At 56.8% G+C, this 15,549-nt stretch carries 12 protein-coding genes; 7 read left to right on the top strand and 5 right to left on the bottom strand.

Annotated features, from left to right (window positions below; genetic code table 11):
• Positions 1-171 precede the first annotated feature (171 nt).
• From metA to aceK, 4 genes are all read left to right on the top strand, one after another.
• On the top strand, positions 172-1,101 hold the full coding sequence (metA, locus tag AB8818_RS21825) for a homoserine O-succinyltransferase (RefSeq protein WP_151413575.1): 930 nt from the start codon (positions 172-174) through the stop codon (positions 1,099-1,101).
• Between the two features lie 270 nt (positions 1,102-1,371).
• A complete protein-coding gene (gene aceB / locus AB8818_RS21820; RefSeq protein ID WP_192984271.1) occupies positions 1,372-2,973 on the top strand; it encodes a malate synthase A in 1,602 nt (533 codons plus the stop codon).
• Between the two features lie 31 nt (positions 2,974-3,004).
• On the top strand, positions 3,005-4,309 hold the full coding sequence (gene aceA / locus AB8818_RS21815; RefSeq protein ID WP_192984274.1) for an isocitrate lyase: 1,305 nt from the start codon (positions 3,005-3,007) through the stop codon (positions 4,307-4,309).
• A gap of 48 nt (positions 4,310-4,357) precedes the next feature.
• Entirely contained in the window at positions 4,358-6,109 is a 1,752-nt protein-coding gene (gene aceK, locus AB8818_RS21810; protein ID WP_192984276.1) for a bifunctional isocitrate dehydrogenase kinase/phosphatase, read from the top strand.
• Between the two features lie 22 nt (positions 6,110-6,131).
• Here the strand turns inward: aceK and iclR are convergent, their stop codons facing one another.
• Complete coding sequence (iclR, locus tag AB8818_RS21805; RefSeq protein ID WP_125915538.1) at positions 6,132-6,959, bottom strand: glyoxylate bypass operon transcriptional repressor IclR; 828 nt, start codon at positions 6,957-6,959, stop codon at positions 6,132-6,134.
• Between the two features lie 193 nt (positions 6,960-7,152).
• Here iclR and metH point away from each other — a divergent pair, with 193 nt between their 5' ends.
• Entirely contained in the window at positions 7,153-10,836 is a 3,684-nt protein-coding gene (gene metH, locus AB8818_RS21800) for a methionine synthase (protein ID WP_192984278.1), read from the top strand.
• 113 nt (positions 10,837-10,949) lie between these two features.
• Entirely contained in the window at positions 10,950-12,581 is a 1,632-nt protein-coding gene (locus AB8818_RS21795) for a Na/Pi cotransporter family protein (RefSeq protein ID WP_116343973.1), read from the top strand.
• Here the strand turns inward: AB8818_RS21795 and AB8818_RS21790 are convergent.
• Positions 12,578-12,865, bottom strand: coding sequence for an addiction module antidote protein (locus AB8818_RS21790; RefSeq protein ID WP_163330884.1), 288 nt, complete (start codon positions 12,863-12,865; stop codon positions 12,578-12,580). The genes AB8818_RS21795 and AB8818_RS21790 overlap by 4 nt on opposite strands.
• A gap of 6 nt (positions 12,866-12,871) precedes the next feature.
• Entirely contained in the window at positions 12,872-13,174 is a 303-nt protein-coding gene (locus AB8818_RS21785) for a type II toxin-antitoxin system RelE/ParE family toxin (protein WP_163330885.1), read from the bottom strand.
• Positions 13,175-13,372: 198 nt separating this feature from the next.
• Between AB8818_RS21785 and rluF the strand changes: the two genes are divergently transcribed.
• Positions 13,373-14,245: a 23S rRNA pseudouridine(2604) synthase RluF gene (rluF, locus tag AB8818_RS21780; protein ID WP_047366837.1), complete on the top strand. Its 873-nt coding sequence runs from the start codon at positions 13,373-13,375 to the stop codon at positions 14,243-14,245.
• Here rluF and AB8818_RS21775 read toward each other — a convergent pair whose 3' ends face one another.
• Positions 14,246-14,518, bottom strand: coding sequence for a DUF3811 domain-containing protein (locus AB8818_RS21775; protein WP_003860346.1), 273 nt, complete (start codon positions 14,516-14,518; stop codon positions 14,246-14,248). It lies immediately after the preceding gene.
• A 50-nt stretch (positions 14,519-14,568) separates the two neighbouring features.
• Positions 14,569-15,513: a ketopantoate/pantoate/pantothenate transporter PanS gene (panS, locus tag AB8818_RS21770; RefSeq protein ID WP_116343974.1), complete on the bottom strand. Its 945-nt coding sequence runs from the start codon at positions 15,511-15,513 to the stop codon at positions 14,569-14,571.
• Between the last annotated feature and the right edge of the window lie 36 nt (positions 15,514-15,549).

The raw sequence follows: 15,549 nt of genomic DNA, 5'->3' as shown, positions 1-15,549 counted from the left end.
CAAGAAGAACCCCGTACCGTAAGGTGCGGGGTTTTTTGCTTTTGTTTTTCCTCTCTCTCCCTGAAACTTTCTCACCTTCAACTTGCAGACTCGACATTCCGATAGTTTCTGGGTATTGTTAGCTATCTGGATGTCTAAACGTTTATACGTATGCTGTGAGGATATTAAGTTATGCCGATTCGGGTGCAGGACGAGCTACCAGCCGTCAATTTCTTGCGTGAAGAAAACGTCTTCGTGATGACGGCTTCGCGTGCGACAGGTCAGGAAATTCGCCCGCTGAAGGTGCTTATTCTCAATCTGATGCCAAAAAAGATCGAAACAGAAAACCAGTTCCTGCGTCTTCTGTCGAACTCCCCGCTGCAGGTCGATATTCAGCTGCTGCGTATTGATGCCCGTGAGTCACGTAACACGCCCTCTGAGCATCTGAATAACTTCTACTGTAACTTCGAAGATATTCAGGGGGAAAACTTCGACGGACTGATTGTAACCGGCGCGCCGCTTGGCCTGGTGGAATTTAACGATGTCGCCTACTGGCCGCAGATCAAACAGGTGCTGGAGTGGGCAAAAGATCACGTCACGTCTACGCTGTTTGTCTGTTGGGCCGTACAGGCTGCACTCAACATTCTCTACGGTATTCCCAAACAGACCCGCACTGAAAAGCTCTCCGGCGTATACGAACACCACATTCTTCATCCACACGCGCTGTTGACGCGCGGGTTTGACGACTCCTTCCTGGCCCCGCATTCTCGCTACGCCGATTTCCCGGCCCAGCTGATTCGTGACTACACCGATCTGGAGATCCTGGCCGAAACGGAAGATGGAGATGCTTATCTGTTTGCCAGCAAGGATAAACGGATTGCATTCGTGACCGGGCATCCTGAGTACGATCCGCATACCCTTGCGTCAGAGTATTTCCGTGATGTCGAAGCGGGTCTTAATCCGGATGTACCGTACAACTATTTCCCGAAAGACGACCCGCAAAACAAACCGAGAGCGACCTGGCGCAGTCACGGGAATTTGCTTTTTACCAACTGGCTCAACTATTACGTCTATCAGATAACGCCATACGATCTGCGTCACATGAATCCGACGCTGGAGTAATCTTCTGCACTAAACGATCCTAAAGCGTTTCAGCTATTCAAATCAGGCACCTTCGGGTGCCTTTTTTATTTCCGAAATATCACTCATCATTCGATTAAAATTTAATTCCAATGAAATCAATAAATTAATTGCGATAAACAATTAAAATGGAAATTGTTTTTGATTTTAGAAAAAATATAGATAGTCTTAATTCTGCTGAGCGAAAACTACCCAACGATCTTTCGTTCGCATCGGGGGCGTGATTTTGGATCTTTGATGAGGAGCAGATTAATGACTCAACAGGCAACGACGGTCGACGAACTGGCCTTTACCCAGCCGTATGGCGAGCAAGAACAGCAAGTGTTGACGGCGGAAGCGGTAGAATTTCTGACTGAACTGGTGACCCGCTTTACGCCACAGCGTAATAAGCTGCTGGCGGCCCGCATTCATCAGCAGCAGGAAATTGACGATGGCAAGTTGCCTGGCTTCATTTCGGAAACCGCTTCCATTCGCCGCGGTGAGTGGAAAATCCGCGGCATCCCTGAAGATTTACAGGATCGACGCGTTGAGATCACCGGTCCGGTAGAGCGCAAAATGGTGATCAACGCCATGAACGCCAACGTTAAAGTCTTTATGGCCGATTTTGAAGACTCGCTGGCACCAGACTGGAACAAAGTTATCGACGGGCAGATCAACCTGCGCGACGCCGTGAACGGCACCATCAGCTATACCAACGAAGCCGGGAAAATCTACCAGCTCAAACCGAATCCGGCGGTGCTGATCTGTCGCGTACGCGGTCTGCACCTGCCTGAAAAACATGTCACATGGCGTGGGGAAGCCATTCCGGGCAGCCTGTTTGATTTCGCACTCTATTTCTTCCACAACTACAAGAACCTGCTGGCAAAAGGTAGCGGTCCCTATTTCTACCTGCCAAAAACGCAGGCCTGGCAGGAAGCGGCCTGGTGGAGTGAAGTATTCAGCTACGCGGAAGATCGTTTCAACCTGCCGCGCGGCACCATCAAGGCCACGCTGCTGATTGAAACGCTGCCTGCCGTGTTCCAGATGAATGAAATTCTGCACGCCCTGCGCGATCACATTGTCGGCCTGAACTGTGGACGCTGGGACTATATCTTCAGCTACATCAAAACTCTCAAAAATTATCCCGATCGCGTGCTGCCGGATCGTCAGGTTGTGACCATGGATAAACCGTTCCTGAGCGCCTACTCGCGTCTGCTGATCAAAACCTGCCATAAGCGCGGCGCCTTTGCGATGGGCGGCATGGCGGCTTTTATCCCGAGCAAAGACACGGAGCGCAATAATCAGGTGCTCAACAAGGTGAAAGCCGATAAAGAACTTGAAGCCCGTAACGGTCACGACGGCACGTGGATTGCACATCCGGGTCTGGCCGATACGGCGATGGAGGTCTTCAACCGCGTGCTCGGCGATAACAAAAACCAGCTGTTTGTCACGCGCGAAGAAGATGCCCCAACGGCTGAAGAACAGCTGCTGGCTCCGTGTGCGGGCGAGCGGACGGAAGAGGGCATGCGTGCCAATATCCGCGTCGCGGTCCAGTACATCGAGGCGTGGATCTCCGGCAACGGCTGCGTGCCTATCTACGGCCTGATGGAAGATGCCGCCACGGCGGAAATCTCTCGTACCTCCATCTGGCAGTGGATCCACCATCAAAAAACGCTCAGCAACGGCAAGCCGGTGACAAAAGCGCTGTTCCGCCAGATGCTGGCCGAAGAGATGCGGGTGATCCAGGACGAGCTGGGTGAGCACCGCTTCAGCAGCGGACGTTTTGATGACGCCGCGCGCCTGATGGAGCAAATCACCACATCAGATGACTTAATCGACTTCCTGACCCTGCCGGGCTACCGCTTCCTGGCGTAACTCACCACATAACAATATGGAGCATCTGCACATGAAAACCCGTACCCAACAAATCGAAGAGTTAAAGAAAGAGTGGACACAACCTCGCTGGGAAGGCATCCGCCGTCCTTACAGCGCGGAGGAAGTGGTGAAATTACGCGGCTCGGTCAACCCGGAATGCACGCTGGCACAGAACGGTGCGGCGAAAATGTGGAAGCTGCTGCACGGCGGCTCTAAAAAAGGCTACATCAATAGCCTCGGCGCGCTGACCGGCGGTCAGGCGCTGCAGCAGGCGAAGGCCGGTATTGAAGCTATCTACCTCTCCGGCTGGCAGGTCGCGGCGGACGCCAACCTGGCCTCCAGCATGTACCCGGATCAGTCGCTCTATCCGGCAAACTCCGTGCCGTCGGTGGTGGATCGGATCAACAATACCTTCCGTCGTGCGGATCAGATCCAGTGGGCCGCCGGTATCGAACCTGGCGATCCGCGCTTTACTGACTACTTCCTGCCGATCGTCGCGGATGCGGAAGCGGGCTTCGGCGGTGTGCTGAACGCCTTCGAGCTGATGAAATCGATGATTGAGGCCGGTGCAGCGGCCGTTCACTTCGAAGACCAACTGGCGTCAGTGAAAAAATGCGGACACATGGGCGGTAAGGTGCTCGTTCCGACTCAGGAAGCGATTCAGAAGCTGGTTGCCGCGCGTCTGGCTGCTGACGTGCTCGGCGTGCCGACGCTGGTGATTGCCCGTACCGATGCGGACGCGGCGGACCTGATCACCTCTGACTGCGACCCGTACGACAGCGAATTCATTACCGGCGAGCGCACCAGCGAAGGCTTCTACCGCACCCATGCCGGCATTGAACAGGCGATCAGCCGCGGCCTGGCGTACGCCCCCTATGCGGACCTGGTCTGGTGTGAAACCTCTACGCCGGATCTGGCGCTGGCAAAACGCTTTGCCGACGCCATTCACGCGAAGTTCCCGGGAAAACTGCTGGCCTACAACTGCTCGCCGTCCTTCAACTGGCAGAAAAAGCTGGATGACAAAACGATCGCCAGCTTCCAGCAGCAGCTGTCCGACATGGGCTACAAATACCAGTTCATTACCCTGGCAGGCATCCACAGCATGTGGTTCAACATGTTCGACCTGGCGCATGCCTACGCGCAGGGTGAGGGCATGAAGCACTACGTTGAGAAGGTGCAGCAGCCGGAGTTTGCCGCGGGTAAAGACGGCTACACCTTCGTGTCTCACCAGCAGGAGGTGGGCACCGGCTACTTTGATAATGTGACCACGATTATTCAGGGCGGCACCTCCTCCGTCACCGCCTTAACGGGTTCAACGGAAGAAGCACAGTTCTAATCTTTTCCCCCTCTCCCCTCCGGGGAGAGGGTTGGGTAAGGGGAATATATGTCGCGTGGCCTGGAATTACTGATTGCCCAAACTATTTTGCAGGGCTTCGATGCCCAGTATGGTCGTTTTCTTGAAGTGACATCCGGCGCGCAGCAGCGCTTCGAACATGCAGACTGGCATGCGGTTCAGCAGGCCATGAAGCAGCGTATCCATCTCTACGACCACCACGTGGGTCTGGTGGTGGAGCAGCTGCGCTGTATTACCGACGGTAAAAGCCCGGACGCGGAATTTTTACTGCGCGTGAAAGAGCATTACACCCATCTGTTACCCGACTACCCTCGCTTCGAGATTGCGGAGAGCTTTTTCAACTCCGTCTATTGCCGGTTATTTGACCACCGCTCGTTATCTCCTGAGCGGTTATTTATTTTTAGCTCCCAGCCGGAGCGACGCTTTCGTTCCATTCCGCGTCCGCTGGCGAAAGACTTCTTTCCCGATCGCGGATGGGAAAAGCTCCTGCACCGCGTATTAACCGATTTGCCGCTGCGCCTGCCCTGGGAGAATAAAGCCCGGGATATCGGCTATATCCATGCGCATCTCAATGAAACCTTCGGCGAGGCGGTGCTTAGCCGTAGCCATTTGCAGGTTGCCAACGAGCTTTTCTACCGTAATAAAGCCGCCTGGCTGGTGGGCAAATTGGTTACGCCGACGGCCATCGTGCCTTTTCTGTTACCGATCCACCGTACCGACAACGGGGAACTGTTTGTCGATACCTGCCTGACTACCAGCGCCGAGGCCAGCATCGTGTTTGGCTTCGCCCGCTCCTATTTCATGGTATACGCCCCGCTGCCTGCCGCCCTTGTGGAGTGGCTGCGCGAGATCCTGCCCGGTAAAACCACCGCCGAGCTGTATATGGCGATTGGCTGCCAGAAGCACGCCAAAACGGAAAGCTACCGGGAATACCTGCGCTACGTCACCACGGCCGACGAGCAGTTTATCGAAGCGCCAGGCATTCGCGGTATGGTGATGCTGGTGTTTACGCTGCCGGGTTTCGATCGGGTCTTTAAGGTGATTAAAGACAGATTCGCGCCGCAGAAAGAGATGACCGCCGCGCACGTCCGCGCCTGCTATCAGCTGGTCAAAGAGCACGATCGCGTCGGGCGCATGGCGGATACCCAGGAGTTCGAAAACTTTGTGCTGGATAAACAGCAGATCGACCCGGCGCTCATGACGCTTTTGATGCAGGAAGCGCCCGCGAAAATTACCGATCTGGGTGACAAAATTGTGATAAGCCATCTCTATATTGAGCGCCGCATGGTGCCGCTAAATATCTGGCTTGAGCAGTCCGAGGGTCAGGCGCTGCGGGATGCCATCGAAGAATACGGCAACGCGATTCGCCAGCTGGCCGCCGCCAATATTTTCCCGGGAGACATGCTGTTTAAAAACTTCGGCGTCACCCGGCACGGGCGGGTAGTGTTCTACGATTACGACGAAATTTGCTACATGACCGAAGTGAACTTCCGCGATATCCCAGCACCACGTTACCCGGAGGATGAGCTCTCCAGCGAGCCGTGGTACAGCGTTTCGCCGGGAGATGTGTTTCCTGAAGAGTTTCGCCACTGGCTGTGTGCCGACCCGCGCATCGGCCCGCTATTTGAAGAGATGCATGAGGATCTGTTCCGCGCCAGCTACTGGCGCGGGCTGCAAACGCGGATCAAAAATGGGCACGTGGAAGATGTGTATGCCTACCGCCGCAAGCAGCGGTTTTGCATCCGGTTTTCTCCCTCTCCCTGTGGGAGAGGGCCGGGGTGAGGGCATCAGGCCGCACTCAATCTCAACGAATCCCACCGTACGCCAGCGTCACCTCTTTTGCCGCCTTAATCACCAGCGCACCCAACTCGGTCACGCGGTCGTCGGTCATACGTGAGATGGGGCCAGAGATGGAGATCGCGGCGAACGGCTCGCGATGCTCGTCAAAAATGCAGGACGCCAGGCAGCGCAGGCCCAGGGCATGTTCTTCATCATCAAACGAATAGCCGCGCTTGCGGGTTAACGCCAGATCTTCTTTCAGATGCACCGGCGACACCAGCGTGGCGTGGGTGTAGGCGTGCAGACCTTTGCGGTGCAGCAGCCCCGTCACCTGCTCTTCGCTCAGCTGCGAGAGAAACGCTTTCCCTGCACCGGAGGCGTGCATCGGCAGTTTGCCGCCAATCGGTGCGGACATACGCATCAGTTGCGTACACTGCACCTGGTCGATGATAATCGCCTGATGGTCGCTCTGGTCCAGCACCGCCAGGTTCACCGTCTCGCCGGACTCCTCCATCAGCTTGCGCAGAATCGGATGCACAATCGCCAGCAGGTTACGGCTCTGCAGGAAGCTGCTGCCCACGATAAACGCGTGTGCGCCCACCGCCCAGTGCCCCAGCTCGCCTACCTGGCGGACAAAGCCCAGCTGCTGCATGGTGGTCAGCAGGCGGTGCGTGGTGGAGTTCGGCAGGCCAGCCTGCTGGGCCAGCTCCGTCAGGGCTACGCTGCCGTGCGACTCGGCAATCCATTCCAGCAGCTTCAAACCGCGCGTGAGCGACTGAACCTGTCCGCCAGGTTGTGCGGCAGTGGTGGCGGCAGGTTTTCTGCCGCGTTTAGCGGGAACGGTCGCGACCATGACGATCTCCTTTTTCTGTATCGTGGAAATCATTTTCGTTTTATTTGGTGGATTTGCAACCGCTTTCCTGACTGATCGGAGGAGTGATGGTGAACATGTCTCATGTTACCGCAGTGTGACTTTTCCACCCTGCGAGATTGTGCCAGTATGGAACGCAGCCTTTTGGCCTAGTTGAGCGTTGTCGGGAGCAAGTGTGAGCAGCAAAGTAGAGCAACTGCGTGCGCAGTTAAATGAACGAATTCTGGTGCTGGACGGCGGCATGGGCACCATGATCCAGGGCTATCGTCTGAGCGAAGACGATTTCCGCGGCGAGCGCTTTGCCGACTGGCCCTGCGACCTCAAAGGGAACAACGACCTGCTGGTGCTCAGCAAGCCGTCCGTGATTAAGGATATCCACAACGCCTACTTCGAAGCGGGTGCGGATATCGTTGAAACCAACACCTTCAACTCGACAACCATCGCCATGGCGGATTACCAGATGGAATCCCTGTCGGCGGAGATCAACTTTGAAGCCGCGAAGCTGGCGCGCGCCTGCGCCGACGAGTGGACGGCCCGCACGCCGGATAAGCCGCGCTACGTTGCCGGGGTGCTGGGCCCGACGAACCGCACCGCGTCGATTTCACCGGACGTGAACGACCCGGCGTTTCGCAACATCACCTTTGACCAGCTGGTTGTCGCCTACCGTGAATCGACCAAAGCGCTGGTGGAAGGCGGTTCCGACCTGATCCTGATTGAAACCGTATTCGACACCCTCAACGCCAAAGCCGCCATTTACGCGGTGAAAGAGGAGTTTGAGGCGCTGGGCGTTGACTTGCCGATCATGATTTCCGGCACCATCACCGACGCCTCCGGTCGTACCCTGTCCGGCCAGACAACCGAAGCGTTTTATAACTCCCTGCGTCACGCTGAAGCGCTCTCCTTCGGCCTGAACTGCGCGCTGGGGCCGGACGAACTGCGCCAGTACGTGCAGGAGCTTTCGCGCATCGCGGAATGCTACGTCACCGCGCACCCGAACGCTGGTCTGCCGAACGCGTTCGGTGAATACGATCTGGATGCCGACACTATGGCGGCGCAAATCCGCGAGTGGGCCGAGTCTGGCTTCCTGAATATCGTCGGCGGCTGCTGCGGCACCACGCCGGAGCACATCGCCGCCATGAGCCATGCGGTAGCGGGTCTTCCGCCGCGCAAGCTGCCCGAGCTTCCGGTTGCCTGTCGCCTGTCCGGCCTTGAGCCGTTGACCATTGGCGACGACAGCCTGTTTGTGAACGTGGGTGAACGTACAAACGTCACCGGGTCTGCAAAGTTCAAGCGTCTGATCAAAGAAGAGAAGTACAGCGAGGCGCTGGACGTTGCCCGCCAGCAGGTGGAAAGCGGCGCACAGATTATCGATATCAACATGGACGAGGGGATGCTCGACGCCGAAGCGGCGATGGTGCGTTTCCTCAACCTGATCGCCGGTGAGCCGGACATCGCCCGCGTGCCGATCATGATCGACTCCTCCAAGTGGGAAGTCATCGAAAAAGGGCTGAAGTGCATTCAGGGTAAAGGCATCGTCAACTCTATCTCGATGAAAGAAGGCGTTGATATCTTTATCCACCACGCGAAGATGGTCCGCCGCTACGGTGCCGCCGTGGTAGTGATGGCCTTCGACGAAGTGGGCCAGGCGGATACCCGCGAGCGCAAAATCGAGATTTGCCGCCGCGCGTACAAGATTTTGACCGAAGAGGTGGGCTTCCCGCCGGAAGACATCATCTTTGACCCGAACATCTTCGCCGTCGCGACCGGGATTGAAGAGCACAATAACTACGCCCAGGACTTTATCGGGGCGTGTGAAGATATTAAACGCGAGCTGCCGCATGCGCTGATCTCCGGCGGCGTGTCGAACGTGTCGTTCTCCTTCCGCGGCAACGATCCGGTGCGAGAAGCGATCCACGCCGTGTTCCTCTATTACGCCATCCGCAACGGGATGGACATGGGGATCGTCAACGCCGGACAGCTGGCGATTTATGACGACCTCCCTGCCGAGCTGCGCGACGCCGTCGAGGACGTGATCCTTAACCGCCGCGACGACGCGACCGAGCGGTTGCTGGATTTGGCCGAAAAATACCGTGGCAGCAAGTCGGATGACGCAGCCAACGTTCAGCAGGCCGAATGGCGCTCCTGGGACGTGAAAAAGCGTCTGGAATACTCGCTGGTGAAAGGGATTACCGAGTTCATTGAGCAGGATACCGAGGAAGCGCGTCAGCAGGCAGCCCGTCCGATTGAAGTGATTGAAGGCCCGCTGATGGACGGCATGAACGTGGTCGGCGATCTGTTCGGCGAGGGCAAAATGTTCCTGCCGCAGGTGGTGAAATCCGCCCGCGTCATGAAGCAGGCCGTCGCCTATCTGGAACCGTTTATCGAAGCCAGCAAAGAGAAAGGCTCCAGCAACGGTAAAATGGTTATCGCCACCGTGAAGGGCGACGTGCACGACATCGGCAAAAATATCGTCGGCGTGGTGCTGCAGTGTAATAACTACGAAATTATCGACCTTGGCGTGATGGTCCCGGCGGATAAAATTCTCAAGACCGCGCGCGAAGTGAACGCCGACCTGATTGGTCTCTCCGGGCTGATCACCCCGTCGCTGGACGAGATGGTCAACGTGGCTAAGGAGATGGAGCGTCAGGGCTTCACCATTCCGTTATTGATTGGCGGGGCGACCACCTCGAAAGCGCACACGGCGGTGAAAATCGAGCAGAACTACAGCGGCCCGACGGTCTACGTGCAGAACGCCTCGCGCACGGTGGGCGTGGTCTCCGCGCTGCTCTCCGACGCCCAGCGCGACGACTTTGTGGCGCGCACCCGCAAAGAGTACGAAACCGTCCGCATCCAGCACGGACGTAAGAAACCGCGCACCCCGCCTGTTTCACTTCAGGCGGCGCGCGATAACGATCTGGCCTTTGACTGGTCCAGCTATACGCCACCGGTCGCGCACCGTCTGGGTGTGCAGGACGTGACGGCCAGCATCGAAACGCTGCGTAACTACATCGACTGGACGCCGTTCTTTATGACCTGGTCGTTGGCGGGCAAATATCCGCGCATCCTGGAAGATGAGGTGGTAGGCGAGGAGGCGAAGCGCCTGTTTAAAGATGCCAACGACATGCTCGACACGCTGAGCGCAGAGAAAACCCTCAACCCGCGCGGCGTGGTGGGCCTGTTCCCGGCGAACCGCGTGGGCGATGACGTGGAAATCTACCGCGATGAAACCCGCACCCACGTGCTGGCGGTCAGCCGCCATCTGCGGCAGCAAACCGAAAAAGTGGGCTTTGCCAACTATTGCCTGGCGGATTTCGTCGCGCCGAAGCTGAGCGGGAAAGCCGACTATATCGGTGCGTTTGCGGTAACCGGCGGGCTGGAAGAAGACGCCCTGGCGAACGCGTTTGAAGCGCAGCACGATGATTACAATAAAATCATGGTGAAAGCGATTGCCGATCGCCTGGCGGAAGCGTTCGCCGAGTACCTCCACGAGCGCGTGCGCAAGGTGCACTGGGGCTATGCGGCGAATGAGAACCTCAGCAACGAGGAGCTGATCCGTGAAAACTACCAGGGCATTCGCCCTGCGCCGGGCTATCCGGCCTGCCCGGAGCACACCGAAAAAGGCACCATCTGGAAACTGCTGGACGTAGAAGCCCATACCGGCATGAAGCTTACCGAATCGTTCGCCATGTGGCCGGGCGCGTCCGTGTCCGGCTGGTACTTTAGCCATCCGGACAGCAAGTACTTCGCCGTGGCGCAACTGCAGCGGGATCAGATCGAAGATTACGCCCTGCGCAAAGGCATGAGCGTGTCAGACGTCGAGCGCTGGCTGGCGCCGAATCTGGGCTACGACGCGGACTAACGTCACTTTTCCTTACAACAAACAGGGCACCTCAACGGTGCCCTGTCTCTTTCTTACGTTTAAACCCTTATACTTAATCATAAAATCTATAACGATAAGGAGAACCCACTTCCGTGCTGACGTTGTTACATTTGCTTTCGGCAGTCGCACTGCTCGTATGGGGCACCCATATTGTCCGCACCGGCGTGATGCGCGTGTTTGGCGCGCGCTTACGTACCGTTCTCAGCGGCAGCGTTGAGAAGAAGCCGCTCGCCTTCTGCGCGGGTATCGGCGTGACGGCGCTGGTGCAAAGCAGCAATGCCACCACTATGCTCGTCACCTCGTTCGTGGCGCAGGATCTGGTCGCGCTCGCCCCGGCGCTGGTGATCGTGCTGGGCGCTGACGTCGGCACCGCGCTGATGGCGCGTATCCTGACCTTTGACCTCTCGTGGCTCTCGCCGCTGCTGATTTTTATTGGCGTCATTTTCTTCCTTGGCCGCAAGCAGACGCGTGCCGGGCAGCTCGGACGCGTCGGCATTGGCCTCGGCCTCATCCTGCTGGCGCTGGAGCTGATCGTGCAGGCGGTGACGCCTATCACCCAGGCGAACGGCGTGCAGGTGATCTTCGCCTCGCTGACAGGTGACATCATGCTGGATGCGCTGATCGGGGCAGTGTTTGCCATCATCAGCTACTCCAGCCTGGCAGCCGTGCTGCTGACGGCCACGCTCACCGCAGCAGGCGCGATCTCCTTCCCGGTAGCGCTGTGTCTGGTGATAGGCGCTAACCTCGGCTCTGGCCTGCTGGCAATGCTCAACAACAGCGCCGCCAATGCCGCTGCACGTCGCGTGGCGCTCGGGAGCCTGCTGTTTAAGCTGGTGGGCAGCCTGATTATTCTGCCGTTTGTACACCCGCTGGCGAACCTGATGGACAACCTCCCCCTGCCGAAAGCGGAGCTGGTGATCTACTTCCACGTGTTCTATAACCTGGTGCGCTGTCTGGCGATGGTGCCGTTTGCCGCGCCGATGGCCCGCTTCTGCGAGCGGCTTATCAGCGACGAACCGGAGCTGGACGCGCGCCTTAAGCCGAAGCATCTGGATACTTCCGTGCTGGATACCCCCGCGCTGGCTATCGCTAACGCCGCCCGCGAAACGCTGCGCATGGGCGATGCAATGGAAACCATGCTTGAAGGGCTGCAGAAGGTGATGCACGGCGAGCCGCGCGAGGAAAAAGAGCTGCGCAGGCTGGCGGACGACATCAACGTGCTGTATACCGCCATCAAGCTCTATCTGGCGCGTATCCCGCAGGACGAGCTGGCGGAGGAGGAATCCCGCCGGTGGGCGGAAATCATCGAGATGTCGCTCAACCTCGAGCAGGCCTCGGATATCGTCGAACGTATGGGCAGCGAAATCGCCGATAAATCGCTGGCCGCGCGTCGGGCGTTCTCCGTTGAAGGGCTGAAGGAGCTGGAAGCGCTCCACGAACAACTGGTGAGCAACCTCAAGCTGGCGATGTCGGTCTTCTTCTCCAGCGACGTACCGAGCGCTCGCCGCCTGCGCCGCAACAAGCATCGTTTCCGCATCCTCAACCGCCGCTATTCGCACGCCCACGTTGAGCGTCTGCACCAGCAGAACGTGCAGAGTATCGAAACCAGTTCGCTGCATCTGGGGCTGCTCGGGGATATGAAGCGTCTCAACTCGTTGTTCTGCGCGGTGGCGTACAGCGTGATGGAGCAGCCGGATGAAGACGACGAGCGGGATGAGTATTAATCTCCGGCATGTTTGATTGTTAGCCCAAGACCCAATGCTTTCATGACCGCCAGAGTGGTTTTAAGCGTTGGGTTTCCTTTCTCACTGAACGATCGATACAGTTGTTCTCGTGATAGACCCGTTTGCTGTGAAATGGTCGACATTCCTTTCGCGCGCGCGATGACGCCCAGCGCTTTAGCAATATACGCTGAGTCGCCAGTTTCTAATGCATCAGCCATAAATACGGCGATTTCCTCGTCATCCACCAGCGCGTTTGCTGGATCGTAGGATGTTAATTTATGCATGCTCATTCACTCCTGCCATTGGGATACATTGCTCAACATTTTTGCCACATGTATGTCTCTGGCCTGGCTGCTTTTGTCACCACCACATAACAGCACGATGATGCAATTGCCCTGGTCTTTAAAATAAATTCTGTAGCCTGGACCATAGTGGATCCTCAGCTCACTTATACCTTCCCCAACGGGTTTAATGTCGCCCGCTAAACCATTTGCCAACCGAAAGAGGCGGGAAGCGATAATGGTCTTCGCTCGCCGATCTTTTAAGTTTTGCTCCCAGCGTTGGAAGGATTCTGTCTGAACAATCTCCTTCATATTACTCCCTGTAATTTATAAACTACAAATTAATTGTTTCTGGAGAGTAAAACTAAAAGGAGTTAGCACAAGGATAAATGGCCTGACGCTAAATCCTGAAAGCGTCTCGCAAACTAAAAAACCCGCTTCAGTTACCTTCAGCTAATCTTTTTTTTCGGCCCAAACCTAAGGTATATTTCGCCCTTCACAGGAGAAACTATGCTGCCAACTCAATCAACCCGATTAAACAAATACATTAGCGAGAGCGGGATCTGCTCACGTCGCGAGGCTGACCGTTACATTGAACAAGGTAACGTGTTTCTTAACGGCAAACGCGCCACCATCGGCGACCAGGTGGTCCCTGGCGATGTGGTTAAAGTTAATGGTCAGCTCATCGAACCGCGTGATGCAGAAGACCTGGTGTTTATCGCGTTGAACAAACCGGTTGGGATTGTCAGCACCACGGAAGACGGCGAGCGGGACAACATCGTTGATTTCGTGAACCACAGCAGCCGCATCTTCCCGATTGGCCGTCTGGATAAAGACTCTCAGGGGCTGATTTTCCTCACCAACCACGGCGATCTGGTCAACAAAATCCTGCGTGCCGGTAACGACCACGAGAAAGAGTACATCGTGACGGTAAATAAGCCGGTCACGGACGAATTTATTCGCGGCATGGGCGCCGGTGTGCCGATCCTCGGTACCGTCACGAAGAAGTGTAAGGTTAAGAAAGAAGCACCGTTCGCGTTCCGCATTACCCTGGTGCAGGGCCTGAACCGTCAGATCCGCCGCATGTGCGAGTACTTCGGCTATGAAGTGACGAAGCTGGAACGCACGCGCATCATGAACGTCAGCCTGTCCGGTATTCCGCTGGGCGAGTGGCGTGACTTAACAGATGACGAGCTGATTGAGTTGTTCAAGCTTATCGAGAACTCCTCGTCCGAGGCGAAGCCGAAAGCTAAAGCAAAACCGAAAACGCAGGCGATTAAGCGCCCGGTGGTGAAGGCGCCGCAGGCGGAAGAGAAAGGGCGAGGCAAGCCGGGCAACGGAAAACGCTTTACCCAGCCGGGGCGTAAAAAGAAAGGGCGCTGATTAGCGCCTGCCACGGGTTGATGTATTGGCGGACCAGGAAAAGGTCGCCTCTGCATCCGGCTTATAAGCCTGCTCTTTTTTCAGCTTGCGGGCTTTTTTGGCCGCAGCCTCACGCTGCGCCATCAGCTTATCGATGTACTCTTTTTTCACCTGATTGGTTTCGGCGTTCGTCAGCGTGCGGCCATGCGCGATGCGGGCGCGGTCGAGAAGCGTTTTCAGTTCGCGCTGCTCCGCTTCCGTCATGTCTTTCTGGGTCAAACGTGGTGTAGCCATTGCTGAAGCCTCCTGATAGAGAGGCTTCAGTGTAAAGCAAGCAGCGTAAATTAACCCTGCTTCACCGCATCTTTTTTCGTTTGTTCATCAATCGGTTTGCCGGACCAGTATCCCGCCAGCAGCGAGCCGGAGAGATTATGCCAGACGGAGAACAGCGCGCCCGGGAGGGCCGCCAGCGGCGAGAAGTAAATTTTACCCAGCGCCGCCGCCAGGCCGGAGTTCTGCATGCCCACCTCGATTGCCAGCGTGCGGCAGGTGGATTCGTCAAAGCCAAACAGCTTCCCGCCCCAGTAGCCGCCCAGCAGGCCAATCGTGTTATGCAGCACCACGGCGACGATCACCACAAAGCCTACGGAAGCAATGTGCGATGCGGAACCCGCCACCACGGCGCTAATGATCGCCAGAATGCAGACCATCGAAAACGCGGGCAGGTACGGCTCAACGGCCTTCACTACGCGCGGGAAAAGATGGTGAATGACCAGCCCCAGCGCAATCGGGATTACTACTATCTGCAGAATGCTGAGCAGCATGCCCATCACGTCCACCTGAATATGCGCATCCACGTACAGGCGGGTTAACAGCGGCGTGGCAATCACGCCCACCAGCGTGGAAACGGAAGAGATGGTAACGGAGAGCGCCACATCACCTTTCGCAAGATAGATCATCACGTTAGATGCCGTACCGCTGGCGACGCTGCCCACCAGCACCATCCCGGCGGAGAGATCGGGCGGCATCTTAAAGGCCATCGCCAGCAGCCAGGCCGCGAGCGGCATCACCAGGTAGTGCAGGAAGATCCCTGCGGCCACCGGAGCAGGGCGCGACAGCACGCGTTTAAAATCGTCGATTTTCAGGTGCACGCCCATGCCGAACATAATCAACATCAGCAGCGTGGTGACCCACGGGCCAATGCCGGTGAACGTGGTGGGCGTGTAATAAGCGAGTACCGAGAGCAGCAGCGCCCATAGCGGGAACAGCCGAGTGATAGCGGATAACATAGTGAATTCCTTGCAGTATTGTCGTGTTGTTTAGTT

This window comes from Enterobacter sp. KB-280D8, from assembly GCF_041399405.1.
Taxonomy (GTDB): Bacteria; Pseudomonadota; Gammaproteobacteria; order Enterobacterales; family Enterobacteriaceae; genus Enterobacter; species Enterobacter cloacae_N.
This window is presented reverse-complemented; position numbering and strand designations above follow the sequence as displayed.